General features: G+C 61.1%; 25 protein-coding genes. 13 read left to right on the forward strand and 12 right to left on the reverse strand.

The annotated features are described in order from the left end of the window. Positions 1-66 precede the first annotated feature (66 nt). The 3 genes from BJF91_RS03070 to thrC all read right to left on the reverse strand — a co-directional run bounded on the left by BJF91_RS03070 (position 67) and on the right by thrC (position 3,529). Complete coding sequence (locus BJF91_RS03070) at positions 67-681, reverse strand: GNAT family N-acetyltransferase (RefSeq protein WP_075613001.1); 615 nt, start codon at positions 679-681, stop codon at positions 67-69. Positions 682-747: 66 nt separating this feature from the next. Next, a complete protein-coding gene (locus BJF91_RS03075; RefSeq protein WP_075613002.1) occupies positions 748-2,052 on the reverse strand; it encodes a M16 family metallopeptidase in 1,305 nt (434 codons plus the stop codon). Positions 2,053-2,131: 79 nt separating this feature from the next. Next, complete coding sequence (gene thrC / locus BJF91_RS03080) at positions 2,132-3,529, reverse strand: threonine synthase (protein WP_075613104.1); 1,398 nt, start codon at positions 3,527-3,529, stop codon at positions 2,132-2,134. A gap of 272 nt (positions 3,530-3,801) precedes the next feature. On the opposite strand from thrC, the gene BJF91_RS03085 reads away from it, so the two are divergent. Both BJF91_RS03085 and BJF91_RS03090 read left to right on the forward strand, forming a co-directional pair. Then, positions 3,802-4,413 (forward strand): hypothetical protein, encoded by a 612-nt coding sequence (locus tag BJF91_RS03085; protein WP_075613003.1) that lies wholly within the window; start codon positions 3,802-3,804, stop codon positions 4,411-4,413. 169 nt (positions 4,414-4,582) lie between these two features. Further along, entirely contained in the window at positions 4,583-5,512 is a 930-nt protein-coding gene (locus tag BJF91_RS03090; protein ID WP_075613004.1) for a diacylglycerol/lipid kinase family protein, read from the forward strand. A 121-nt stretch (positions 5,513-5,633) separates the two neighbouring features. On the opposite strand, the gene BJF91_RS03095 is transcribed toward BJF91_RS03090, so the two are convergent. After that, complete coding sequence (locus tag BJF91_RS03095) at positions 5,634-6,323, reverse strand: HAD family hydrolase (protein ID WP_075613005.1); 690 nt, start codon at positions 6,321-6,323, stop codon at positions 5,634-5,636. A gap of 195 nt (positions 6,324-6,518) precedes the next feature. Here BJF91_RS03095 and BJF91_RS03100 point away from each other — a divergent pair, with 195 nt between their 5' ends. The 6 genes from BJF91_RS03100 (at position 6,519) to BJF91_RS03125 (ending at position 13,604) form a co-directional block, all read left to right on the forward strand. Beyond that, complete coding sequence (locus BJF91_RS03100; protein WP_075613105.1) at positions 6,519-7,187, forward strand: GntR family transcriptional regulator; 669 nt, start codon at positions 6,519-6,521, stop codon at positions 7,185-7,187. An 87-nt stretch (positions 7,188-7,274) separates the two neighbouring features. Then, complete coding sequence (locus BJF91_RS03105; protein WP_075613006.1) at positions 7,275-7,718, forward strand: DUF1284 domain-containing protein; 444 nt, start codon at positions 7,275-7,277, stop codon at positions 7,716-7,718. Between the two features lie 136 nt (positions 7,719-7,854). Then, a complete protein-coding gene (locus BJF91_RS03110; protein ID WP_075613007.1) occupies positions 7,855-8,988 on the forward strand; it encodes a site-specific DNA-methyltransferase in 1,134 nt (377 codons plus the stop codon). A 335-nt stretch (positions 8,989-9,323) separates the two neighbouring features. After that, entirely contained in the window at positions 9,324-11,180 is a 1,857-nt protein-coding gene (locus tag BJF91_RS03115; protein ID WP_075613008.1) for an O-linked N-acetylglucosamine transferase, SPINDLY family protein, read from the forward strand. 101 nt (positions 11,181-11,281) lie between these two features. Continuing rightward, positions 11,282-11,887, forward strand: a complete 606-nt coding sequence (locus tag BJF91_RS03120; RefSeq protein WP_075613009.1) for a pyridoxamine 5'-phosphate oxidase family protein — start codon at positions 11,282-11,284, stop codon at positions 11,885-11,887. A 22-nt stretch (positions 11,888-11,909) separates the two neighbouring features. Next, positions 11,910-13,604: an O-linked N-acetylglucosamine transferase, SPINDLY family protein gene (locus tag BJF91_RS03125; RefSeq protein ID WP_075613010.1), complete on the forward strand. Its 1,695-nt coding sequence runs from the start codon at positions 11,910-11,912 to the stop codon at positions 13,602-13,604. A gap of 109 nt (positions 13,605-13,713) precedes the next feature. Here BJF91_RS03125 and BJF91_RS03130 read toward each other — a convergent pair whose 3' ends face one another. The 6 genes from BJF91_RS03130 to BJF91_RS03155 all read right to left on the reverse strand — a co-directional run bounded on the left by BJF91_RS03130 (position 13,714) and on the right by BJF91_RS03155 (position 19,943). Next, entirely contained in the window at positions 13,714-14,034 is a 321-nt protein-coding gene (locus BJF91_RS03130; protein ID WP_075613011.1) for a hypothetical protein, read from the reverse strand. After that, complete coding sequence (locus tag BJF91_RS03135; RefSeq protein ID WP_075613012.1) at positions 14,035-14,328, reverse strand: XRE family transcriptional regulator; 294 nt, start codon at positions 14,326-14,328, stop codon at positions 14,035-14,037. It lies immediately after the preceding gene. Further along, positions 14,325-14,702, reverse strand: coding sequence for a type II toxin-antitoxin system RelE/ParE family toxin (locus BJF91_RS03140; protein WP_075613013.1), 378 nt, complete (start codon positions 14,700-14,702; stop codon positions 14,325-14,327). The genes BJF91_RS03135 and BJF91_RS03140 overlap by 4 nt, the downstream gene beginning before the upstream one ends. A 96-nt stretch (positions 14,703-14,798) precedes the next feature. Next, positions 14,799-18,260, reverse strand: a complete 3,462-nt coding sequence (locus BJF91_RS03145) for a chromosome segregation SMC family protein (RefSeq protein ID WP_075613014.1) — start codon at positions 18,258-18,260, stop codon at positions 14,799-14,801. 312 nt (positions 18,261-18,572) lie between these two features. Beyond that, positions 18,573-19,253, reverse strand: coding sequence for a DsbA family protein (locus tag BJF91_RS03150; protein WP_075613015.1), 681 nt, complete (start codon positions 19,251-19,253; stop codon positions 18,573-18,575). Positions 19,254-19,415: 162 nt separating this feature from the next. Next, a complete protein-coding gene (locus BJF91_RS03155; RefSeq protein ID WP_075613016.1) occupies positions 19,416-19,943 on the reverse strand; it encodes a DUF721 domain-containing protein in 528 nt (175 codons plus the stop codon). A gap of 72 nt (positions 19,944-20,015) precedes the next feature. On the opposite strand from BJF91_RS03155, the gene mutY reads away from it, so the two are divergent. The 5 genes from mutY (at position 20,016) to mhpT (ending at position 24,262) form a co-directional block, all read left to right on the forward strand. After that, positions 20,016-21,122, forward strand: coding sequence for an A/G-specific adenine glycosylase (gene mutY / locus BJF91_RS03160; protein WP_075613017.1), 1,107 nt, complete (start codon positions 20,016-20,018; stop codon positions 21,120-21,122). 7 nt (positions 21,123-21,129) lie between these two features. Beyond that, positions 21,130-21,738 carry an HAD family hydrolase gene (locus BJF91_RS03165; protein WP_075613018.1) on the forward strand — a complete coding sequence of 203 codons (609 nt, stop codon included), beginning with the start codon at positions 21,130-21,132 and terminating at the stop codon, positions 21,736-21,738. A gap of 102 nt (positions 21,739-21,840) precedes the next feature. Next, positions 21,841-22,110 carry a putative quinol monooxygenase gene (locus BJF91_RS03170; RefSeq protein WP_075613019.1) on the forward strand — a complete coding sequence of 90 codons (270 nt, stop codon included), beginning with the start codon at positions 21,841-21,843 and terminating at the stop codon, positions 22,108-22,110. A 69-nt stretch (positions 22,111-22,179) separates the two neighbouring features. Further along, positions 22,180-22,659, forward strand: coding sequence for an Ivy family c-type lysozyme inhibitor (locus tag BJF91_RS03175; RefSeq protein WP_083943079.1), 480 nt, complete (start codon positions 22,180-22,182; stop codon positions 22,657-22,659). A gap of 367 nt (positions 22,660-23,026) precedes the next feature. After that, positions 23,027-24,262 carry a 3-(3-hydroxy-phenyl)propionate transporter MhpT gene (gene mhpT, locus BJF91_RS03180; RefSeq protein ID WP_234801529.1) on the forward strand — a complete coding sequence of 412 codons (1,236 nt, stop codon included), beginning with the start codon at positions 23,027-23,029 and terminating at the stop codon, positions 24,260-24,262. Between the two features lie 188 nt (positions 24,263-24,450). On the opposite strand, the gene BJF91_RS03185 is transcribed toward mhpT, so the two are convergent. Then, positions 24,451-25,182 carry an SH3 domain-containing protein gene (locus BJF91_RS03185; RefSeq protein WP_139310564.1) on the reverse strand — a complete coding sequence of 244 codons (732 nt, stop codon included), beginning with the start codon at positions 25,180-25,182 and terminating at the stop codon, positions 24,451-24,453. Positions 25,183-25,193: 11 nt separating this feature from the next. Further along, positions 25,194-25,697 carry an invasion associated locus B family protein gene (locus BJF91_RS03190; RefSeq protein ID WP_075613021.1) on the reverse strand — a complete coding sequence of 168 codons (504 nt, stop codon included), beginning with the start codon at positions 25,695-25,697 and terminating at the stop codon, positions 25,194-25,196. Positions 25,698-25,796 lie beyond the last annotated feature (99 nt).

Consider the following 25,796-nt stretch of genomic DNA (forward strand, 5'->3'; position numbering starts at 1 on the left):
CTGACGATACCGGCTGGCGTCGGACCAACGGAGCGGCGTCGGTAGAGGATGATGATGTGACAATAATCATGAATAGAAATTTTTGCCGGCAGTAGGACCGACGTCTGCCAAAAGCGAGTAGATCGCGTGATCTCTCCACTGCCCGTTGATGTTCAAATAACCGCGCAACAGACCTTCCCGTTCAAAACCTGCCCGTTCCAGCAGCCGAATGCTTTTATCATTGTCAGGAATACAGGCCGCCTCGATACGATGCAACTCAAGTTCCTTGAAGATATACGGTTTTGCCATTTGAAGTGCGGCAAACATATGGCCTTGGCCGGCAAATCGCTCGCCCATCCAATATCCAATCATGCAGGCCTGCGAGACGCCACGCCTGATGAGGCCGATGGTGAGCCCGCCCATCAGCTGGTTGTCGGCTTCATGGATCAGAAAAAACGGCACCGCCAGCCCGCAGGCATATTCCTGGGTATTGCGCATGACCCTTGCGCGAAAGGCGCTTTCCGTCAGCTCGTCCGGGCGCCAGAGCGGTTCCCACGGCTGAAGAAAGGCGCGGCTTTCCGAGCGCAGCCGATACCATTGGTTATAATCGCTATTGCGGGGCAGGCGCAGCAGCCGGGTGCCATCACGCAGTTCCGGACGATCCGGCTGACGCGAGAGAAACCCGAACACTGACCGCGTCATTCGTCATCCCCACCAAATGGCCCCAACCGAGTGGCCTCGACCCTCAGCCCCAATGCGCTTGCTGCGTCAGCGCCGTGCCGCCTTTGGCACCGTCAGACCGGAACCTGACAGGGCCGACACGATATCGTCCATCGGCGCCAACTGCTCCAGCGGGCCGATAGCCGACAGAGTCGGCGGACCACCATCAAAGAACAGCCGGCCGGCAAGATCGGTCAGCCGCTCGACGGTAATGCCTTCCAGCCGTTCCATCAGCTCCGGATTGGAGATCGGCCGGCCGTAGAGCATCATCTGCCGGGCGATCTGGCCGGCGCGGGCGGCAGGGCTTTCCTGGCCCATCAGCAATTGCGCGCGGATCTGGGCGCGCGAGCGGTCGATTTCCTGCTGGTCGATCGAGACAGCAGCCTTGCGCAGTTCCTCAATGATCACAGGCACCAGTTCCGGCAGGTTTTCGCCGCCGGTGGCGGCATGAATGCCGAAAATACCGGTATCGGAAAAGCCCCAGTGGAAGGCATAGACCGAATAGCACAGACCGCGGAATTCGCGCACTTCCTGGAACAGCCGGGACGACATGCCGCCGCCCAGAATATTGGCCAGGACCTGCGAGGCATAGAAATCGCGCGCGTGATAGGCGCGGCCTTCAAAACCGAGCAGCAGCTGCGTATCCATCAGGTCGCGGCTTTCGCGCACCTCGCCGCCGGTATAGCGGGCAGGGGTGACGAGCGGCGAGACATCTGGCTTGGTGCGCAGCGTCGAAAACCGGTCTTCGACCTGGCGCACGAAACTGTCGTGATCGACGGCGCCGGCGGCCACCACGAACATGCGGTCGGTGGTGTAGTTGCGCGCCATATAGGAGCGGATCTGGTCGCTGGTGAAACCGTCGACGGTCTCAGGCGTGCCCAGAATGCCGCGCCCGACCGTCTGGTCGCGAAACGCAGTTTCGGCAAAGCGGTCGAACACGACATCGTCAGGCGTGTCGCAGGCCGCGCCGATTTCCTGCAGAATTACATGCTTTTCGCGTATCAGTTCTTCATCGGCAAAGGCCGAATCGGTCAGGATGTCAGCAAGAATATCGACGGCCAGCGGCACGTCATCCTTGAGCACCCGGGCGTAATAGGAGGTGGTCTCCGTCGAGGTCGCGGCATTCAGCTCGCCGCCGACATTCTCGATTTCCTCGGCGATCGCGCGAGCGCTGCGCCGCCTGGTGCCCTTGAAGGCCATATGTTCGAGAAGATGGGCAATGCCATGCTCCTCGGCGGTCTCATCGCGCGAGCCTGACTTGACCCAGACACCCAGCGCGACGCTTTCCAGATGCGGCATTTTCTCGGTAACGACCGTCAGCCCCGAAGGCAGGCGGGTGCACTCAACATTCATGGTCCGTCTTTCCGCGTTTCCCATAGCGTCCTTTCGTCGGCTGCATAATGTTCACTCAAATCGCGAACGATTTCAGGACTTATGCACGAGCGCGCGAATGAGCGGAGATGAAAGCCTCCACCACGTCGAGCTCGCCGGCCAGGACGTCGAAACGCTCCTCCCTGTCCATAAGATCAGCAAGCCACGTCGGAAGCGCGGGGTCAATACCCGATGCCGATTTTACCGCTGCCGGGAATTTGGCGGGATGCGCGGTCGCCAGCGTCACCATCGGGCTTTGCGGCTTTTCAAACTTGGCCGCGACGGCCACGCCGCAGGCCGTATGCGGATCAAGCAGATAGCCGGTTTCGGCCAAAGTCGTGCGGATGGTTTTCGCCACATCCTTTTCGGTGGCACGGCCGGCGCGGAACACCTTGCGGATGTTTTTCAGCGTCTCCGGCCCGATGTCGAAGGCGCTCGACTGCTTCAGCGAGGCCATCTGCCGGCGGATCTCACCGGCATCGCGGCCGCAGGCTTCAAACAGCAGCCGCTCGAAATTGGACGAGATCTGGATATCCATCGACGGCGAGGTGGTGGCCTTGACGCCGCGCATCTCGTAGCGCCCGGTCTTCAGCGTGCGGGCGAGAATGTCGTTGTCATTGGTGGCAATGACCAGCTTGTCGATCGGCAGACCCATTTCGCGCGCGACGTAACCGGCGAAAATATCGCCGAAATTGCCTGTGGGCACGGTGAACGAGATCTTCCTGTCAGGGCCGCCCAGCGCCAGCGCCGCCGTGAAATAATAGACAACCTGGGCCATGATTCGCGCCCAGTTGATCGAATTGACGCCCGACAGCTTCACGCTGTCGCGGAAGCTGACATGGTTGAACATCGCTTTGACCAGATCCTGGCAATCGTCGAAATTGCCTTCGATAGCGACTGCCCGCACGTTTGCGGCTGTGCTCGAGGTCATCTGACGCTGCTGCACCGGCGAGACCTTGCCCTTGGGAAACAGGATGAAGATATCGACATTGTCCAGCCCGGCAAAGGCGTCGATGGCGGCACCGCCTGTGTCGCCCGAGGTGGCGCCGACGATGGTGGCGCGTTCGCCACGGGCTTTCAGCACATGATCCATCAGCCGGCCGAGCAATTGCATCGCCACGTCTTTGAAGGCCAGCGTCGTGCCGTGGAACAGTTCGAGAATGAAGGCATTCGGCCCGGTTTGCACCAGCGGTGCCACGGCCGGATGGCGGAAAGTGGCATAGGCCCCGTCGATCATCGCCTTCAACGCGGCGTCTTCGATTTCGCCATCGACAAAGGGTTTCAATACGGCAAAGGCGACCTCCTGATAGGTCTTGCCGCGCAGCGCCCGGATATCGCGCTTGGTCATTTTCGGCCATTCGCGGGGCAGGTAAAGACCGCCGTCCCGAGCAAGTCCGGCCAGAAGCGCATCGCAGAATGTCAGAGCGGGCGCTTCGCCGCGAGTGGAAATAAAGTCCATGCCAATATCCTCGGTCTTGCAACAGGTCGCGGCCATCGATGATCCCAAGTCTTGACGCTGCTTTGCTGAAAATTGCAACAAAGCCCACGCCAGTGCATCGATTTTTTGCCACGGCGCTGGTATAGACCATCGCCAACCGATAAGGAAAGGCTGATTACAGCAGTTTTTCGACAGGAAATCCGGCAGTAAGCCAGCGATGGCCAGCCGATGACCAAACGGTGCTACAACGGTGCCCAAGCGGTTCGACGTCATGATGCAGAAGGTGTGACCTGGTGTTTCAATCTCTAATGCGCGGCACGGCCGCTGTTTCCCTGGCTGTCATTCTGGCTGGTTGCAGCACCAGCGGTTCAGGCCCTTCAACCGGCGGCAGCCTGTTCAGTTCCAATGCCACGGCCCCCGTGTCCGGCGCCAACACCGCCAATGCGCCCGCCGCATCGGGTGGCGCGGTCGTGCAGGGGACATGCCCGCAGATCTCGCTGCGCGACGGCACGGCCTACTATCGCACCTATGCCAAGCCGGGCTCCAAGGACCCACAGGACGTGGTGTTCCAGGCGTCGCTTGCCGAAACAACCCGCGCCTGCACCCAGAACGAGAGCACGATGACCGTCAAGGTCCAGGTGGCCGGCCGGCTTGTCGCCGGTCCGCAGGGTCATGCCGGCTCGCTGTCGCTGCCAATCCGGGTGGCCGTTATGAACGGCGACACGGTCGTGTCCTCGCAACTGGTGCCGTTTACCGCAAACCTGGCCAGCGCCGACCAGCCGGCACAGTTCCTCTTCACCCATGAAGTGAGCATAGCCGCCAATCCGTCGACCTCGACCCAGATCTTCGTCGGTTTCGATGAAGGCCCGCCGAAGGCCGCTGCCAAGCCTAAGAAGCATAAGTAAAGCCGACTTGCGCATCTGGGCTTGGGCGGGTTCTGCTGCATAATTCCTTAAATCGGAATCGATTTATGGAGAAAATTATGCAGCAGATTTAAAGTGTTACAGCGTCCTTCGTGCGTTTTATAAAACGCACGGCGCTGTAGCAGGGTAGGGCAGGCGTAAGGGGTCTGGGGTGAAGGTCACGGTCATTCGCAATCCTGTTGCGGGCGGTGCTGGCGCATGGCCGCAGATCGCCGAGGCGCTGGCACGGGTATTTCCCGGCTATGCCCTCGTCGAAACCGAGCGCGGCCGCACGGCAGCCCAGGCGCGGGCTGCGGTCACTGACGCCACCGATCTTGTGTTGGCGGTCGGCGGCGACGGCACCGTGGGGCAGGTGGTCGAGGGTGTGCTGACCTCGTCCTTTCCGCAGACGCCGTTCACATTCCTGCCCGGCGGCACCGGATCGGATTTCTCCCGTAATTTTCGCTGGCCGGACAGTGTCGAACAGCGCCTGCAGGCGATTTCCACGGCCACCCCGCGCCGTATCGATGTCGGCCTTTTGCAGTGTCGGGGCCAGGATGGCACGGTCAGCGCCAGTCATTTCATCAATATCGCCAGCGCGGGCGTGTCCGGGGAAATGGTCGAGGCCGTCGAAGCCTCACGCGGCAAGTCCCGCCTGCCGGCATCGCTGCGCTACCGGTTGATCGCGCTCCAGCGCATTTTCGGCTATCGTGGTGGCAGCCTGCGGATATCGGTCGACGGCCGCAGTATCCATGACGGTCCGGTTCTGGTTGCGGCTTTCTGCAATGGCGGCTGGTTTGGCGCCGGCGTTGCGGCAGCGCCCGATGCGATGCTCGATGACGGCCTGCTTGAGGTCGTTATTTGCCGCCATCGCGGCCTGCTCGGCAATCTCTCGACCTTTGCCGCCTTTTCAGGAGCCGGCAAGGGCGATCGGCCGGCAACGGTCATGGATCGTGGCACGGTGATCGAGATCGAACCGACGACGGTGCCAGCTTTGTCGGCGGAGGCGGATGGAGAGGTGATCCAGCCGGGGGCGTTGCGGATCACCGTTCTGCCAAAGGCGCTCACGGTCAGGCTGCCGCAGGCGGTTAGGCCGTTCTGATGGATGCGGCCCGCACTAGAGCATCGTGCCGAAAATCGAAATCGGAACAATGCTCTAGATTTTTGTTTTTGCATCGGATTTTTCCGAAAACCGGTTCCCACTTTTCGGTCCGATGCTCTATTTAAAGCGCGCCTTCCCATTCGGCCATGGCGGCAATCACGGCCGGCAGATCGACCATGCGGGAAATCACCGTTTCCGCGCCGGCTTCCGTCAGCTTGTCGGCATGGGAGGGATAGGTGTGGGATGCCCCGGTAAAGCCGATCACCCGCATGCCGGCCTCACGCGCAGCATGCACGCCGTGCACGCTGTCTTCGACAACGACGCAATTCCTTGGCTGGACGTTGAACTGGGCAGCGCCATGCAGATAGATATCCGGCTTCGGCTTCACCCGGTCTGCACCCAGATCCTTGGCCGAATAGATATGCGGCGCGAAATGGTCTTTCAGCCCGACCTTGGTCAGCATCATCTCCAGCCGGGGCAAGGAGGAGTTCGAGCAGATGCAGCGCGGCCCGGCAAGCCGTGACAGCGCATAGATCACGCCTTCCACCAGCTTGACTTCGCGGGTGAGTTTCTGGTCGAGCAGCGTTTCCGATTTGTCGAGCAGGCTGGCCGAAAGCGGAATATCGACTTCCTTTTCGATCGACAGCAGGATGTTCTTCCAGGTCATGCCGGCGAAACGCTCGCCCATTTCCTCGACGGAAATCGGATAGCCGGCCTCGGTCAGAAGCTTCGATTCCACCTTGGCGGCGATAATCTCGGAATCGACGAGCACGCCGTCGCAATCGAAAAGGGTAAGGTCGAAACCAGCCATGATCCTGTCCTGTCGTGGGAAACGCGCCCTGCCTACACGATGCGGCCGCAAAGAACAATCGCGCAAGCGCTGTTGAATGCTCATGGCTGCCTTGCGCCGCTCTCGACAAATGACCGCACCGGCCTTTTCGTTTTTGCATCGGATTATCCGAAAACCGGTTTCCACTTTTTTGTCCGATGCTCTAATCAAGTGGGCATGAGCAAAGCCAAGGATGACACGATCGCTGCAAGAATTGCCCGCGCGTTGGCCACACGCATCGTGCATGGTCAATTGCAGCCCGGCATGCGTCTGGCGCAGGACCATATCGCCGAGGAATTTTCGGTAAGCCAGGTGCCGGTGCGCGAGGCCTTTCGCCGGCTGGAGGCGCAGGGCCTGGTGATCAGCCTGCCGCGCCGGGGCGTGCGGGTGGCGAGTTTCGACCTGAAGCAGGTGCGCGAAGTCGCCGAAATGCGGGCGGCTCTTGAGGTGCTCGCCCTGAAACACGCAGCACCTCATCTGACATCCGCCATTTTAGATGAAGCGGAAGCCGCCACCGTCGCCTGCGACAGCGCTGATAATGTCGAGGACTGGGAGGCAGCCAATCGCCGGTTTCACCGGCTGATCGTCTCCACCTGCGACATGCCAAGGCTTTTGGCTGCCATCGACGACCTGCATGCCGTCAGCGCGCATTTCCTGCTCGCCGGTTGGCAAAGTGGCTGGGAGCGCCGTACCGATCACGATCACCGCGCCATTCTCGATGCCCTGCGTCGTCACGCCGTTGCCGAGGCCGCCACCATTCTCGAGCGCCATGTGCAATGGATCGGCCGCGCGCCTGCCGCCCGCCGTGGCGAGCCGCAACCGGATCGGTTTGCGATCGTCGGATAAGTTCCGGGTTCTGCTGGAGACGAAACGCGGTAAAACTCGGGCCGCACCGGGTCCCAGTCGGACCCGGCCAATTCAGGAGGACCGGTCATGACGATCAGGCTGCGCGGCCATCATCTTCTCTGCATGCTGACCTTTGTCGGCAAGGGCTATACGGCTGATTTTACCGCCAAATATCGGCTGATTGCCGCCCGCCTGAGTGACGGTGAGGCGATCGAGATCGTCGATGGTCCCGACGATATCTGTCAGCCGCTTCTGACTGAGCCGACGGCCCATTGTCGACAAGACAGCGTGCTTGAGCGCGACGCCAAGGCGCTCGCTGCCGTGTCTGCCCTGCTGGCGCGCCCGGTTGCGACAGGTACGGTGATCGTGCCGGATGCGGCTTTCCTGGAGCAGATGAGAGCAGCCTTTGCATCAGGGGTCGTGCGCGATGCCTGCGTGGCCTGCGAATGGGTACCGCTTTGCGACAAAATTGCAGCCGACGGCTATGGCGGCGTGCTGGTTCAGCCCGCCAAGCAGGCGCCGTATCCATGACGTTTCTCGGTTCCCGCAAGCGACCGCCTGAAATTGCATGGAAATTTACGCTCACCGTTCAGCATTTGGTAACCAAGTTCGGTAACCATAGGCACTGTTAATTCAGTGCTGCGTCAGCGTAACCAGTGAGTATTTCATGGCCTCTGTTTTCCCGCTCGCCGACCTTCGTCGCTCCAACGATCCCTTCGCCTGGATGAACAGTATCATCAAGGGCGATTGTGTTGCGGCCTTGGAGGCACTGCCGGACCAATCGGTGGATGCGATTTTTGCGGATCCGCCGTATAACCTGCAGTTGGGAGGCATGCTCCACCGGCCGGATCAGTCTGTTGTCGACGCCGTGGACGATGCCTGGGACCAGTTCGCCTCTTTCGAGGTCTATGATGCCTTCACACGCGCCTGGCTGCTTGCTTGCCGGCGCGTGTTGAAGCCGCATGGCACGATCTGGGTGATCGGCTCTTACCATAATATCTTCCGGGTCGGCGCGACGCTGCAGGATCTGAATTTCTGGATCTTGAACGACATCGTCTGGCGCAAGACCAATCCCATGCCCAATTTCAAGGGTCGCCGTTTCCAGAACGCCCATGAAACCATGATCTGGGCTTCGCGTGACGCCAAGGCCAAGGGCTACACTTTCAACTACGATGCGCTGAAGGCGTCTAACGACGACGTGCAGATGCGCTCCGACTGGCTGTTCCCAATCTGCTCGGGCGGCGAACGCCTGAAGGGTGAGGACGGCAAAAAGATCCATCCAACCCAGAAGCCGGAAGCCCTGCTGGCGCGCGTCATACTTGCCTCGACCAAGCCCGGCGATGTCGTGCTCGATCCCTTCTTCGGTTCCGGCACCACAGGCGCCGTCGCCAAGCGGCTTGGCCGAAACTTCGTCGGTATCGAGCGCGAGCAGGACTATATCGATGCGGCATCGGCCCGGATCGACGCCGTCGAGCCACTGGGCAAAGTGGAACTGACCGTGCTGACCGGCAAGAAGGCCGAACCGCGCGTCGCCTTCAACACGCTGCTGGATGCCGGTCTGCTGCAACCCGGCCAGGTTCTGTCCTGCGAAAAGCGCCGTCACCAGGCGGTGGTCCGCGCCGATGGCACACTGGTCTCAGGCACGGAAGCCGGCTCCATCCACCGGGTCGGTGCCCGCGTGCGCGGCCTTGACGCCTGCAACGGCTGGACCTTCTGGCACTACGAGGAGCGCGGCGCTTTAAAGCCGATCGACGAATTGCGCAGCCGCGTGCGCGCCAGCATGGGCAAGCTTGCCGAATAATTCGCAGTTGCCACTGGCCGGCGACCCGTTCAACCGAATTCATCGGTGTTTGTATTCAGTCCCGATGAGCATGGCGATGCCCGGACCACAGACCGGGCATCGCCTGACGGGCTTGTTGATCCGATCATCGACATCTTGCGCCGCTATGGTTTGGCTGCTGTGTTGTACAACAATACATGTTTCTCCAAGTCTATCGCCTGGGTTGCGAATTCTATTCATTCTTTAAATTAGATATTTATTAATAGTCACTTAGCCGCCTTTTTTATCGGTGCTAAACAGGTTCGGACAAGTCTGCCGCTTTATTTGCTGTCTTCGACATTTATCGAGGGCAAGCATTGACCATTCTTTACAGACAGGCACTGGAGCAGTTTAGGGAAGGCGCCTATGACGCGGCCCTTTCGACCGCTTCGCGTCTGCTGCAGGATGGTGGCGAGAATGCCGATGCGCTGATCCTGGCGGCCTCGGTGCATGAGCGGCTCGGCAGTCGGTTGGAAGCCGCTGATCTGTTTGAGCGGGCGATCGCTCTCGATCCGGTGCGCCGCCGCGAGCTCGGTTTTCGCGCCTGCTCCCATTACCTGGAGGGCGGTCGGGCGGATCTCGCGCTGCGCGCGCTGCTGGCGCTCTATCCGCATTGCCCAGATGATGTCGAGATCAATCATTCCATCTGCAGCCTCTACCGCGATGCCGGGCGATATCCAGATGCGGTTCCCTACGCCGAAAAGCTGCTCACGCTTGGCCGCGATTTCGATCACTGGCTGAATGCCGGGATGATCATGGTTGGAACGGGGCATCCGGACAAGGCGCTGCCGGTGCTGAAGGCCGCACACGCCGCCCGCCCGGATGAGCGCTTGGCGCTGACAGAACTGTTCTGGTGTGCCACCGCTCTGTGTGATTTCGATTTGAGCCGCGAGCTGCAGGCGAAGCTGGAAGCCGCCTATGAGGCTGACGGCATGCAGCTGGATATCCGCGAAAACGTGTTTCGTTCGCTGCACTGGTCCGGCGACGAGGCTTATCATGTGTTGAGCGCTTTGAAGACGGCCGAGCAGCACATGGGCAGGGTAGTGCCGAGGCAGGCTTATCGCCGCCAGCCCGGGCGCCGGCTGCGGGTCGGTTACGTCTCTTCCGATTTCTATCAGCAGGCGACGCTGGTTCTTTTGACTGGCATGCTGGAGCATCACGACCGTGACCGGTTCGAGGTCTTTGGCATCTGCCATACCGCAGCAGTAAACCGAAAAGGTCCGCTGCGTCACCGTTTCCTTGAGGCTATCGAACATTATGTCGACATCCTCGATCTCACCGACGATCAGGCCGCTGCCGCCATACGGCGGCTGGATCTCGACATATTGGTCGACCTCAAGGGATTTACATTCGACAACAGGCTGGGAATCTTCTGCCGCAGACCGGCACCGGTGCAGGTGAGCTATCTCGGCTTTCCCGGCAGCGTCGCCGGGGTGGGTATCGATTACGCCATCGCAGATGCCTTCGTCGCTCCGCCGTCGTCCGAGCAGTTCTACGCCGAAAGAATCATCCGGCTGCCAAACAGCTATCAGTGCAACGACAACAACCGTGAACGGGTGGCGCGGGAAGGCTCGCGTAGCCGTTATGGCTTGCCGGAAGAGGGTGTAGTCTTCTCATCCTTCAATCAGGCCGTGAAGATACGCGATCAGGTGTTCACAACCTGGATGCAGATCCTGAAATCGGTTGATCGCTCGGTGCTTTGGCTGCTTGATATGCCGCCGGTGGCACGGAACAACTTGCGTGACGCCGCTGCCCGACTTGGGGTGGAACCGGATCGTTTGATTTTTGCCCCGAGGATTGTGGTGGCAGATCATCTTCGCCGGCTGGCGCATGTCGATATCGCGCTCGACACGTCGCCGTGTAATGGCCATACGACGACGGCCGACGCGCTTTGGGCCGCTGTGCCCGTTCTGACCTGGAAAGGCTCTAGTTTTGCCAGCCGTGTCAGCGAAAGTCTTTTGAATGCCGTTGGCCTCCAAGAATTGGTGGCAGACGGTCTCGACGAATTCGGCTGCCTGGCGGTCGAACTGGCGCAGGATGAGGTCCGCCAATCTCACCTGCGCCAGCATCTCATTCGCGCGCGCGACACCGCGCCGCTGTTCGACACGCCACGCTTTACCCGCGATTTCGAGACTGCGCTCGAGGCAATCTGTTCTGATGCCGAAAGGGCTTGATTTTAACTCTGGGTTGACGGAGCCTCTGGCGCTTCCAGGAAAAGTGAAAACGGCTTTTTCTGGAGAAGCATAGGGAAGCTCAGGCGTTTCGGGAGGATAGAATGGAGATCACGACGGTGCAGCAACTGGTGGAGCTCTATGGCTCCCCTCGGGAAACCTCGCTTGCCAAGGAAATCGACCACCTCAACGCCGACTATGCCGCCTTTGTCAAAGCCTCGCCCTTCATCTTGTTGGCGACTATCGGCCCTGACGGCACAGATTGCTCGCCCAAGGGCGATGCCCCCGGCTTCGTCGACATCCTCGACGACCGCACGCTCGCCATCCCCGACCGCCCGGGCAATAACCGCATCGACAATCTGAAGAATATCATCAACGACGGCCGCGCCTCGGTGCTGTTTCTCATTCCCGGTGTCGGCGAGACGCTGCGTGTCAATGGCCGCGCCAGGATCAGCGCTGAGCCTGACCTCCTGGCGCGCTTTGCCGTCGACGGCAAACTGCCGAAGACCGTCATTCTGCTGGCCATCGACAGCGTCTATTTCCACTGCGCCAAGTCGATCATGCGCTCCAAGCTGTGGGATCCGGCGGGCCATGTCGAGCGCTCCAGCCTGCCCTCGGCGGGCCAGATCCTGAAAAACATCGTCAACGGTTTCGACGGCGAGGCCTATGACCAGGAATTGCCGGAGCGGGCGAGGAAGAGCCTCTATTGAATGGTAGGACATTTTAGACATCATGACTGTTGATGTGACCGGACGGATCCGATCGCTCTATTCGCAGGGGCAATTCCAGTTGGCGCTTGACGAAGCGAAGGCTCTGCCGCCGGAGCTTGCCGATGATCCCGTCATGGTGGTGATTGCCGGTCAATGCCTTTACAAGCTCGGCCATGCCGAAGCGGCCGCAGACCATTACGTGCGGGCGGCGGAGCATCTTGGCGGCAATGGTGCACAATTGCGCTTGTTGGCCTACGACCTCTACAAGAACAACGGGCGGCGGGAAAAAGCCGTGGCGCTCGCCGAGCCGATCCTGAAGGATAATCCCCGCCATCTCGAGGCAGCGCTTTTGTGTCGCAGTCGGCTTTTCGAGTTCGCGATGCTCGACGAACTCAAACGGGACAATGAGGCCGCAGCGAAAGGGATTGCTGCGGGCGACGACTTTGCCATTTCCTGCGAAATTCCGCTGAACGCGCTGTACTGGTGCGATGACGAGAGCCTGCTTGCCCGACTATCGGACCAGGAAAAATCGACCATTTCTCCAGAGGTCAGGCAGGCGCGCCGCACCCGGCCGCATATCTATGGCGAGAAGATCCGGGTCGGCTATCTCTCCGGCGATTTTACCAGCAATCACGCCGTTATAGTCAATCTGCAGGGTGTCCTTGAGCGCCATGATCGGGATCGCTTCGAGATCATCCTCTATTGCAACACCACGCAGGCGAAGATCGACCGGGACAATGGCGCGCGGGCGCGGATGGGCACGATCAAGCGGATCGCCGACCTCTCAACCCACGCAGCCGCCGAACTGATCAGGGGCGACGGTGTCGACATCCTTATCGATCTGCAAGGGCATACCCAGGATGCCAGGATCGATTTGATCAATTCGGGTCTGGCGCCGATCCAGGTGAACTGGCTGGGCTTTCCCGGCAGCGGTACGGGCATCGACTGCGATTACATCATCGGCGACAGGGTCGTGACGCCAGACAGCAGCAAGCCCTTCTATCACGAAAAATTCTGCCGCCTGCCAGAGACTTACGAGCCCAACGACAACATCAACCGGCCCTTGCCGCCGCCTGCGCCGCGAACGGCGCTGGGGCTGCCGGACGATAAATTCGTCTTTGCCTCGTTCAACAATATCAGGAAGCTCAGCCCGCAGACCGCCGAGGCTTGGGCAACCATCATGCAAGCGCAGCCAGACAGCGTGATGTGTCTGCTGTGCGAGCCCGAGCGTGCCCGCGACAATCTACGCGGCTATTTCGGGCGGCAGGGGATTGCCGCCGACCGGCTGATCTTCGTGCCGCCGCTCAATTACGCTCAACATCTGGGCCGCGTGCAGGCCGTTGACCTCGTGCTCGACAGCTTTCCCTATTGCGGCCACACCACCACATCCGACTGCCTCTGGGCCGGCGTGCCGGTGCTGGCGTTGAGAGGCCGCAGTTTCGCATCCAGAGTGTCGGAAAGTCTGCTGAGGGCGCTCGACATTCCCGAACTCGTAGCGCCGACCGTCGAGGACTATATTTCCCAGGCGCTGGATCTTGCCCGTGACCGATCCCGCCTCGCGGCTCTGCGCGCGCGGATTGCCGCGAACAGGCACACGACGCCGCTCTTCGATACCGACCGCTTTACCCGGCATCTCGAAGACGCCTATGCGATGATGGTCGAGCGGGCGCGGGCAGGGCTGGAGCCTGACCATATCGATGTTCCGGCCCGGGTTTAGATGTAACGTCACCCTGCGTCGTCAGAGCAATGTCTTCTCACAAGCTCGAATTTGTCAGGGAAAAGCGGAATCCGGTTTTCCCGAAAAGACAAACGACAACAAAAACGATCTAGAATGACGCATCAACGAGATCACGGATATCGACGCAGGCAAGCCGCTGCAACGCGCTTGCAGAGGCCAGCCTCACTTCGGGATTTTCTTCAACCGCACGCCCATACCAGTATTTGGCAGCATGCAGGTCACCGATCGTCTCGTAACAGGCTCCGAGCCGCTCCCCAAGATATCCAGCATCGAGAGACTGATCGCCATCGGCCATGAACAGATAGATCTTGATCGCATCCGCGCTCCGGCCCGCCTTGATGAGCTCCTTGGCACACAGCTCCAGCTGATTGAAATTATACCCAGCGCTTTCCCCTGCATCTGACGCCAATCATATATCGATCAACTCAATCTTCAGCCGTTTTCCCACGGAACGGGCAGCTCTGTCGAGCGTATCGAGCGACACCGCCACGTTGTGCGGATCGAGAACCCGTTTAACCTGCGTTCGACTGGTGCCCATTTTCGAGGCCATGTCTGACTTGCTGATGGATTGCTCTTTGCGCGCCTCCTCGATCTGCCAGCTCAAAACTCTCTTGATCGCTTCGCCGTAAACTTCTTGCCTCTCACCGATCTCATCGAGGAAATCTTCAAGGCTACCGCCAACACAGGACTGATGTTCAGTCATGTTTTCTTCCTCTTTTCGCTCTTCTTCAACCGCTTGGACCTCTCGAGGTAGTCCTTCCAACGCCGAACAGCGAGGTTGATCGCCTCCTGCTGACAATCCTTGCCTTCTTCGCCATGCAGAAGGAGCATCAGGCCATTATCAATTCCGAAATAGGTTCTGGCTTCGACTCTACCATTTTTTATGGTCGACCGCACTTCGCGCACGCCGTCCCTGATCGCCCTGCTAATCGGCATTCCGACCGGCCAACCGTATTCGACGGTCGCAATATCGGCTCCAACGCGATGCCGATCCACTTTCTCTAGCGATTTCAGCCAGTCCTTCACGGGTTCCGCGCCCTCTTCAGTCATGAAGAATTTGGCAATGATACGCTTCATCGAAAAGCCTTGTACCGTATACGGTTCATTTTCGCAATAAAATGATTTTACGCCTATCTGCAACATCATTCTTCGACAGGGTGCTGGGCAGATCCTTCACACCGCCTCGCGCAGTTGCTCCGCCGTTTGCAGATCCACGGAGACCAGCTGGCTAACGCCCTGTTCGGCCATGGTGACACCGAAGAGACGGTTCATGCGGGCCATGGTGATGGGGTTGTGGGTGATGATCACGAAACGGGTCTGGGTCGAGGCCGCCATTTCATCCATCAGATTGCAATAGCGCTCGACATTGTGGTCGTCGAGCGGCGCGTCCACTTCGTCGAGAACGCAGATCGGCGCGGGATTGGTGAGGAAGACGGCGAAGATCAGCGCCATGGCCGTCAGCGCCTGCTCGCCGCCCGACAAAAGCGTCATGGTCTGCGGCTTCTTGCCCGGCGGGCGGGCAAGGATTTCGAGGCCCGCATCCAGCGGATCGTCGCTTTCGATCAGCTGCAATTCCGCCGTGCCGCCGTTGAACAGATGGGTGAACAGCCGCTGGAACTGGGCATTGACCACGTCGAAGGCGGCAATCAGGCGCTCGCGGCCTTCGCGGTTGAGGCTCTGGATGGCGCCGCGCAGCTTGCGGATCGCATCGATCACGTCGTCGCGCTCCTTGATCAGGGCGGCGAGTTTGTCGGACAGTTCCTTCTGCTCCTCATCGGCGCGCAGGTTGACGGCGCCGAGCCGTTCGCGCTCCATCTTCAGCCGGTCCAGCTCGCGCTCGACCTCGCGCAGGTCCGGCAGCGCATCGTCGGGCTTCAAGCCAGTCAGGCGGAAGGCCTCGTGCGGGCCGACATTCAGTGCCTCCTGAATGCGCGCCTCGGCATCCTTGCGCCGCTCGCGGCCGGACAAGACCCGCTCTTCCGCCCGGCCACGGCGCTCGCGCGCTTCGGCCAGTGCAGAGAGGGCGGCGGCGGCGGCCTGGTCGGCCTGGCGCTGGCGGGCTTCCGCCTCCACCAGCCGGTCGGCGGCGGCCTTGCGGGTCGCCTCGGCCTTGTCGAGTTCGGCGATCAGCAGGCGCCGCTTCTCGTCGAATTCATCGGGTGCGGCCTCAAGCTCGGCCATTTCGTCACGGGCTTCTTCCTCGCGCGCCTGCAGCGTGGCGATATGGGCGCCGGCGCTGGCAGCGCGCTCTTCCCAGCTCTGCCGCTCCTGGCGGATCGCCATGATCCGGCGGCGGCGCTGGTCGTTTTCGCGGGCAAAGCCTTCGTGGCGGGCGCGGGCCTCGGCCACCAGTCCGCGACCGGTCGCGACCTCCATCTGCAACTGCCGCAACTGTTCGTCGAGCGCGGTCAGGTCCGCCTGGTCGGAAAGCGCAATCTGCGCTTCCTCCATCAGGCTTTCGGCTTCTTCGATCTGGGCGCGAAGGCCACTGACGGCCTCTTCCACCACGGCGCGTCGGCGCAACAGCTCGCCGCTGGCGCGTTCGGCTGATGTCAGGGCATCGCGGGCGTCAGTCAATTGGCGCAGCACCAGCCTTTGGCGCTCGCGGGCTTCGGTCAGGCGCGCTTCCGCCCGGGCCAGTGCCTCACGGACCGCCGAGAGCTGCTCTTCGGCGTCTTCGAGCGTGATCCGCGCGTCCTCAGTCTGGTCTTCCAGCGCCTTTAGCCGGTTCTTCTGGGCAAGCCGCAGCGCCGCCGCACTCGGCGCTTCCGAGCCGGTGACATGGCCATCCCAGCGATAGACCGCGCCATCTGTGGTCACCAGCCGCTGGCCGGGCTTCAGTGATGCTTGCAGCGCCTTGGCCGTGTCGGCATCGGTGACGCCGATCTGCTTCAGCCGCCGGGCAAGGGCTGCCGGGGTGGAGACATGGGCGGACAGCGGCTCGATACCCTCAGGCAGATCAGGATCACCGCCGTCGGGACCGGGCATGGCCCAATGGGCAGGCGCATCGGGGTCGAGAGGGCTTTCCAGATCGTCGCCAAGTGCTGCACCCAGCGCCGTCTCAAAGCCACGCGCCACCGTCAGCGCCTCGGCAACAGGCGAAAACGCGCTGCCGCTGGCTGAGGCCGCCAGCATCCGGGCAATGGTCTTGGCCTCGGTTTCAAGCGCGGCCAAAGCAGAGCGAGCAGTGTCAACCGGGCCGCGCGCCAGCGTCTCGGCCCGGCGCGCCTGCGCCAACCCATCCTCAGCCTCGGCAACGGCGGTTTCGGCCTCTTCCACGGCATATTCACCGGCTTCGACCGCCTCGCGCTTTTCCTCCGGATCCGGCAAAGCCGCCAGCTTTTCGGCAACGGCGGCTAGATCGCGGCTGGCATCCTCGGCCTGACGCTCCAGCCGCAGCCGCTTGTCGGCGAGGTCGCGCAGTGCCCGTTCCAGCTGGTTGCGACCGGCAGCGGCTTCGGCACGCTCGGCGGTGACGGATGTGAAGCGGGCTTCGCTGTCGGCAAGGGTGGCCGAGGCGTCCTCGAAGGCGATGCGCAGCTCCTCGGCCTGCTCGCCGCTTTCGGAAAGAACCTCTTCCAGCTCGGCTTCTTCGCTCGCCAGCCGCTCGAGGATCTCGGCATTGTCATCGACCAGCCGCTGTTCTCGGGCAATGTCTTCCGCCAATTGCATCAGCCGCCGGGTCAGCTCGTCGCGGCGCTTGAACAGCCGTCCGGCGTCCTCTTCCAGCTGGCTGCGGGCAATCTGCAGCCGTTGCAGCGAGGCGGCCGCCTTGACTTCCTCGTCACGCAATTCAGGCAGTTGCAGGCTGGCGATGGCTTGCGCCTTGGCGGCTTCCATCTGTTCCTGGGCACGCTCGGCCACCAGCGATGTCGTCTCGGTCAGTGCCGCCTCGGCCTCGGCCTCGGCGCTGCGCGCTTCCGTCCAGCGAATATGCAGCAGCATGGCATCGCGAGAGCGGATATCGGCCGACAGCATTTTGAAGCGGTTGGCCTGCCTGGCCTGGCGCTTCAGGCTTTCGATCTGGCTTTCCAGCTGGGCGACGATATCCTCCAGCCGCTCCAGATTGGTTTCGGCGGCACGCAGCCTCAGTTCCGCCTCATGGCGGCGCGAATGCAGGCCGGAAATGCCGGCGGCCTCTTCCAGCAATTGCCGGCGGGCCTGCGGCTTTGCCTGGATCAGCTCGCCGATGCGGCCCTGGCCGACCATGGAGGGTGAGCGCGCGCCCGTCGAGGCGTCGGCAAACAGCAATTGCACATCCTTGGCGCGGGCTTCCTTGCCATTGATGCGATAGACCGAGCCGTTTTCCCGCTCGATGCGGCGGCTGACCTGGATTTCGTCCGCGTCATTGAAGGCGGCGGGCGCGGTGCGGTCTGAATTATCGAGATAAAGCCCAACTTCCGCCGAATTGCGGGCGGGGCGGTTGCCGGAGCCGGAAAAGATCACGTCGTCCATGCCCGACGCGCGCATGTTCTTATAGGAGTTTTCCCCCATCACCCAGCGCAGCGCCTCGACCAGATTGGACTTGCCGCAGCCGTTCGGCCCGACGACACCGGTCAATCCGCGCTCGATGATGAATTCGGTGGGCTCGACGAAGGACTTGAAGCCGACGACCCGAAGCTTGGTGAACTTCATGGGTGGGCCTCGGGGGCAGGGGCTTGGCAAGGGTATGGCAGCGCCGTTTTAGCCAGAACTACCCCCTCTGCCCTGCCGGGCATCTCCCCCACAAGGGGGGAGAAGACCAGCGGCACCGCCCCGCGACAATCAGGGCAGGGACGACGCGGCCGGTTTAGCCCCTCCCCCTTGTGGGGAGGGGTTGGGGAGGGGCTCTTTTTCGGGGCCGTAGCCAAATATATCCGGCTCCCAGCAACCTCAACCCCATCTCGCAGCCACAAAAAAACGGGCGCATGGCTTTCGCCACCGCCCGTCTTCATCGGAAATGCAGTGTCAGAGAAGGCTGTCGATGAGGGCCGACATGGTTTCAACCGACATATCTCCAGAATAGCTCTTGCCGTTGATCAGGAAGGTCGGGGTGGCGTTGACGCCGAATTCCTTGGCGCCGCGGTCCCGTATTGCGGTCACATCACCGGCAAGCTTCGTGTTCGTCAAGCAGGCCTGGAAGCTTTCCTGTGTGAAACCGGCCATTTTCGACATTTGCAGCATGGCGCCGCGCACATCGCCATTGTCAGGCGCGGCCCAGGAGCGCTGCTGCTTCAGGAACATGGTGATGAAGGGATAATACTGTTCCGGCGGTGCGCAACGGGCCAGCATGAAGGCGGCGGTCGCGGCGGGGTCGAAAGGGAATTCGCGGAAGACGAAGTAGACCTTGCCGGTATCGATGTATTTCTGCTTGATCGTATCGAAGGTCGTGGCGTGGAAATGGGCGCAATGCGGGCAGGTCATCGAGAAATATTCGACGATCTTGACCGGCGCATCGGCCTTGCCCAATGCCATATCCGGCAGCGCGCCGGGCTTGAGCACTTCGGCCATGTCGACATCGCGGTCGGACTTCGGAATCTCGGCGGCTGCGGCAAAGGCCGGGCTGGCAACACCGGTGAGGGCAAGGCCGGTGGCAGCGGTGGCGATACCGGCCAGGAGATGGCGCTTGGTCAGTTCAAAATTCGACATTGTTTCACCCACATAGAGTAACGATCAGGCTGAAGTTCGCCCCGGTTATAGCGCTCCCTCCCGGTCTGGCAAGCCGATCAGGGCAGTTCGACCGGAGATCGGCTTCCGCACATTGCTTGTTCTATGTGAGGATTTTCGCGCTTAATACAAATTACAATACTGTCATTTCGGCTTTTTCCGCGACAAGACCGCCCGGCCCAGCCGCTCGACCGCTTTTTTCAGGTTATCGCTTTCGAGGCCCTCGGTCATCTCCGCCAGCCGTTTCGCCTGCACCGCATCCAGCGGGCCGGGGCCGCGCTTGTGTCTGGCGGTATTGGAGACCGGCTTTTGCACGATGCGGATCTGGCCGATGGCGGGATAGCCGAAGAAGCCGTTGATGCGGGCGATCAGCTCGCCCTGGGCATGATTGAGGAACAGCGCGCGCGCGCCCTCGCAGGCAATGGTCAGCACACCGGCACTGGACCCGTTGCCTTTGCCGGTCCTGGGCCCGCCCGCATCCTGGCCGGCATAATCGCGCCTTGGCCAGGCAATCTTTTCCGGCCGCGTGCAATCGGCAAAGTCTGCGCCGACGATCTCGTCCCAGGACGACAGAAGCGATGTGGAAATACCGGCGCGCCGCGCGATGACAGGGTCGATCAGGCCATTGGCCAATTCGGCAATCTGCGCTTCACCGCGTTTCTTGAAGGCCATGGCGTGCTGCTGCCTCATGATTGCAACAGGGTCTGCTTGCTACACGCCCTGATTCGCCACCATATATACAGGATGAATGTAAAATCCCGAATATATGCCGAGCCTCAGCCCAGCGCTGGCGAACTGCTGGCCTGGTACGATCGCCATCACCGCGATCTGCCTTGGCGGACCTCGCCGCCGATGGCGGCAAAGGGCCTGCGAGCCAATCCCTATCACGTCTGGCTGTCGGAAGTGATGCTGCAGCAGACGACGGTGCAGGCGGTCAAACCGTATTTCCTCAAATTCCTCGAGCGCTGGCCCACAGTTATCGATCTCGCCCGCGCCCCGACCGAAGACGTCATGGCCGCCTGGGCCGGTCTTGGCTATTATGCGCGGGCGCGCAACCTGAAGAAATGCGCGGAAGCGGTGGCCGATCTGCACGGTGGCATCTTTCCCGATACCCAGGAAGGGCTGCAATCTCTGCCCGGCATCGGCGATTATACTTCGGCTGCAATTGCCGCCATCGCCTTCAACCGGCAGGCCGCCGTGATGGACGGCAATGTCGAGCGGGTTGTCTCAAGGCTTTACGCCATCGACGAGCCGCTGCCGGGCGCCAAGCCTCTCATTAAGGCGAGGGTCGCCGATCTGACGCCCGCCGGCCGGCCTGGCGACTTTGCTCAAGCCATGATGGATCTCGGCGCGACGATCTGCACGCCGAAACGGCCGGCCTGCGCGCTCTGTCCGTTCAACGGCCATTGTCTGGCGCTGCGTGACCATGATCCGGAGCAGTTTCCGGTCAAGGCCGCGAAGAAGGCCAAGCCGGTGCGGCTCGGTGCTGCCTTCGTGGCGCTCGATCAACAAAACCGCATTCTGCTGCGCAAGCGCGGCGACAAGGGCCTGCTCGGCGGCATGACCGAGGTCCCGACGACGGAGTGGACAGCAAGGATCGACGGCGACGACACCGAGGCGAGCGCGCCACTCTCGGCACACTGGCAGCCGAAGGGTGTCATCACCCATGTCTTCACGCATTTCGAACTGCGGCTCACGGTGTTTCTTGCGCAGAGTATCAAGGTGCAGCCGTCAGGTGCTGATCACGGATGGTGGGAACCGCTCATCAATCTTGAAGCCCAGGCGCTGCCGACGGTGATGAAAAAGGTCATCACCCAAGCTATACCCGAGGCCTTCGCAGCAAGGAGATAAGACCAGCATGACTGAGATCAGGCATATCGTTTTCGACATCGGCAAGGTGCTGATCCATTACGATCCCAATATTCCCTTCAGCCGGATCATTCCGGATGCCGAGGAGCGCGCCTGGTTTTTTGCCAATGTCTGCACCCATGACTGGAACCTCGAACAAGACCGTGGCCGGACCTGGACGGATGCCGAGGCACTGCTGATTGCCGACTATCCCGAGCGGGAAGCGCAGATCCGCGCCTTCCGTATCCACTGGCACGAAATGGTCTCCCATGCCTATGAGGGCACGGTGGAGATCTTCAAAGGCCTGATCGACGAGGGCCGCGACGTGACCATGCTGACCAATTTCGCCGCCGACACGTTCAAACAGGCGCAGCAGATCTTCCCATTCCTCACCCTGCCGCGCGGCGTCACTGTTTCGGGCGAAATCGGGCTGATCAAGCCCGACATCGCTATCTATCAGCGCCATGCTGCTGATTTCGGCCTCGACCCGGCCCATACGATTTTCATCGACGATGCCCCGGCCAATGTCGAAGGTGCCAAGGCCGCCGGCTGGCAGGCGGTGCATTTCGAAAATCCCGAAAAGCTGAAAGCCGATCTCAAAAGCCTCGGCGTGCTCTGATGGGTGTTTTTACGCAGTTTCGAACGGGAAACCGGTTCCCACTTTCCCTGGAAATATTGTGATGCCCAAGGTATTTTTGAACGGCCATATCGATAGGTATTTTTGAACGGCCATATCGATGTGCCGCAAGAGCGGCTGGCTGAGGTCGAGGCCGCCCTGCCGCTGCATATCGAGCTGACCCGGGCCGAGCCTGGCTGTCTGTCCTTCCAGGTCACGCCATGCCCGGACGTTCCCGGGCGGTTTCTCGTTGCCGAAAGCTTTGCCGATCAGACGAGTTTCGAGGCCCACCAAGCCCGCACCAAAGCCTCAGCCTGGTTTGCGGCAACGCAGGGGATCGCAAGGGACTATCAGATCCGCACTGAAGACAACTGACGACAACGGGGCCGAAGCCGGCAACAGAGGACGGCGTTCGATGGCTTCAATATAGGCCTTGGAAAGTTTATGAGTTATCGCCATCTGCGTCTGCACCCCTCCTTTGATTTCGCAAGGATCGTCATGTTCCTCCGCTCCTTCTTCGCCGGTTTTGTTGCTCTCCTGTGCCTTTCCCTGGCGGGCGCGGCGGCGGCCGAAAATCTGTCGGGCAATTTTCTGGCCATGACCGTCAAGACGTCGAAGCCGCATCGCGATGCCTTGGCGGCGCTGGTGCGGGGGCGGCAAGGCATTCCAGTCTGGGTGCTCAACATGGTCACCAAGAACGATTATGTCGGGCTGGCCTCGGTAGAAGTGCCGGTCGAGGGCAAGCCGATGCAGCTGTTTTACGCCTGCCAGCCAAAGCGTTGCGCCGAGAGTGCCGTGCGGGTGCTGTTTTCCGCCGACGGCAAGCATGTGGTGATGCGGGTGAACGACAAGCAGCAAGGCCAGGTTTTTCTCGGCACACCCAGTGAAGCCGAGACGGCGGCACTCGCTCGCGATCCGGGTTGAGGCAGGGTCCAACCCGTGCCGCGTCCATTCCTTGACAGGCGCGGTCATGTCATTCCCGCTTTGCAGGAACGCAAAACAAAGGAATCTTGTTTTCCCCAACCCGGCAGATTGCTAAAACGCAAATCAAATAGTATGCTGCACATACTTTACGGTTGCCCGAAAGCCGGGATCGGATTTTAGGTGCTGCGCCCCGTCATGTCGGTGCGGTGTCCTTGAACCAAGGATTCGGTCTTAGGCGAGACTGCACTGCATACTTCAAGTGTTCGTGCATGGCTTGCGTGTTTTGTAAAACGCGCGGCGCTGCGGCACTTAGACCGGACGCGAGGAGGCGGACGGGGGATGGTTATCGGCATGAATGGGAGGCATTATGCTGTCGACAACAACGCGCTCGGGCTCGGCCCGGATTTTCTTTCTTATTTTTCTGGCGGCGATCATTGAAGGCTTCGACCTTCAGGCCGCAGGCGTGGCTGCACCGAAACTGGTGCCCGTCTTCGGACTGACGCCCGCCCAGATGGGCCTGTTCTTTTCATCGGCGACCTTCGGCCTGATTTTCGGCGCCATCGTCGGCGGCATCATTTCAGACCGATACGGGCGGCGGCTTGGCCTCTGCGTATCCCTGTTCGTCTTCGGCGTGTTTTCGCTGGCCACGGCCGGTGTCGGCTCGGTCGAAGGGCTGATTGCCATGCGCTTCATGACCGGCGTTGGTCTCGGCGGCGCGCTGCCCAATCTGGTGGCGATCGCTGCCGAAGCGACCACGCCGGATCGCCGCGGTCGGGCTGTGTCGATCATGTATGCCGGGGTGCCGCTCGGCGGCGCCGTCGCCAGCCTTGTGGCCATGGCCGGGCTGCATGACGACTGGCGCACGATCTTCATTGCCGGCGGTGTCATGCCGATGGTGCTGGTCGTGCCGCTGTTCCTGCTGCTGCCGCAGTTGAAGATCGAAAAAACTCAGAAGACCGCGAAGGAAGGCGCCTGGCGCCAGGTTCTGTCGGCCGATACTGCATTGCGCAGCGTCCTCCTCTGGTCGGGCTTCTTCTTCAGCATTCTCGTGCTGTACCTGCTCTTGAACTGGCTGCCGACCCTGCTCGTGACCCGCGGTCTCGACCGCAGCCAGGCAGGCATCATCCAGCTGATCTTCAACGTCGCAGGCGCGGCCGGCAGTCTGCTTGGCGGCTGGTTGCTCGATGGCGAGCGCAAGGTGATGAATGGCGCGATTTGCTTCGGCCTGCTGGCGGCGGCACTGGTTCTGCTGGGCATCGCGCCGGCAAGCTTCCTGGTCAATGCTGTGGCTGGCGGTCTGGTTGGCGTGAGCATCATGGCGGCACAGGCGCTGCTCTACGGCATTGCCCCACAGTGCTACCTTGCCGATGTGCGCGGCACTGGTGTCGGTCTGGCTGTTGCAGTTGGTCGAGCCGGCTCGGTCGTCGGCCCGCTGATGGCTGGTGGTCTGGTGGCTGCAGGGCGCTCGCCAAGCGAAGTGCTGATGGCCATCGTGCCGATCGCCTTGATCGGCGGTGTGGCGACGGTAATGTTGCTGGCCCGGCTGCGCGGCCTGCCGCAAGATAAGCCCATGCCTGCCGCAGCTTCGATGGTGAAGCCGTAACGGCGACAGGCAAACGCAATAAAAGCACGGAATGGGCCTGGTTCAATCGAGCCGGGCCCATTGCCGTTGAAGCGGTTGGATGAAGCTCTGGAGTCTGTCAGGGTTCAGATTGAACCTGACAGGCACTCGCTTTGCCTGATATCAATTGTCTTTTCTGGAAGACCGTTTCTACTTTTCCCTGAAAACCTTTAGCGCCCGATGATCTCGCCGGGATAGACGCCCCAGATCAGACCCTGCTTGATGTAGCCGGATGGGCCGCCATGTTGCACGGCAACGGAACACCAGTGGCCGTCGCAGCTGTTGATTTGCAGGCGCACTCGGGGTTGCAGCTGGGCTCGGACCCCTGATGTGCCAATCGGCCGGTCATGCAGGACCACCAGATCACCTTTGGTGCCGTGCCACGGCGCGGCCAGCCCGGTGCGGGTGCCGCTCAGCATCACCGCCGACATCCAGCCGCTGGTGCCGTCGCTGTCACGCACCTGGCGCCAGCTGTCATACTCCTCGATGATTTCCACCGGCAGCCCCCGCGCCTCGTAGACGTAGCGGATAGGGTAATCGGTCGAAGGGCCGGCCCGCATCCGCACCTTGTCGGATTTCAGCGAGGCAAAGCGTGGCAAGGGGTAGCCGGTCACCCGCCCTTTCTGCCTCAGCAGCGGCATGCCTGATGGCGTTGCCATATCGGATGCGGAAGCAACCTCTTTGGCCAGATGTGAGAGGTTAGAAGATGGCGCATCCGATGCGGACGGCACCGCAGCGCTCGAGTTTGCCAGGCTTGCAGCAGCGGGGGTGGCCGCTGCCGATCCGGTGAGGATCAGCAGGGCCGGGATGGCAAGAAGAGCCAGGACCCGAGATGAGCGGGTATAGGGACGTGTGTCTTCGGCCGATGCGGGATTGGGTTTGCGAGGGGCGGGGCCGGGCATGGCGCGCGCCCTTACCGGCAGGCCATCGCCTGTTTCAGCGCAGCCGAAATACCCTGCAGCGAATAGGTATAGGTCGTGTGGGTGCCGCGCTTCGATGTGGCCTTCACCGTCATGTTATGCCCCTGTTTCATCGCTGAAATCACTTGGGCATCCTGGGATTCCAGACGGGTCCAGCCGACGTTACCCTTCGGCACCATCTGGAAGGTCGTGCCGTCGACACCGACGTCTATCGTCGAGCCCTTGGCGACCTCATAGCCCATCACCGCCTGCGGATAGTAATTGGCACCGCCGGTCTTCTTCGGGGCGACAAGGAAGAAATTCTTGCCGTGGTCGATACCGACAGGATCTTCCTTCGAGGGGACCGATAGAACGTAACAGACGGTCTTGCCGCCATCCTTGTAGGAAAACAGGCCCCAATGATCGAACTGCTTGATCATCCGAGGTGCTGCCGATGCAAAGCTTGCTGAAAAGCCGATAATGGCGAGCATCAATGCAACGGTTTGTAACGACGTCATGTCTTGCAATCTCCTTTGGTTGTATTGGTCGAAGCGGTCTTCTACCCCAATCGGCAGCCATGGAGGTTACCCAAGCGTTAATTTCTCTTCACAATTGGT

This window comes from Gillisella taibaishanensis, from assembly GCF_001938985.1.
Lineage (GTDB): Bacteria > Pseudomonadota > Alphaproteobacteria > Rhizobiales > Rhizobiaceae > Allorhizobium > Allorhizobium taibaishanense.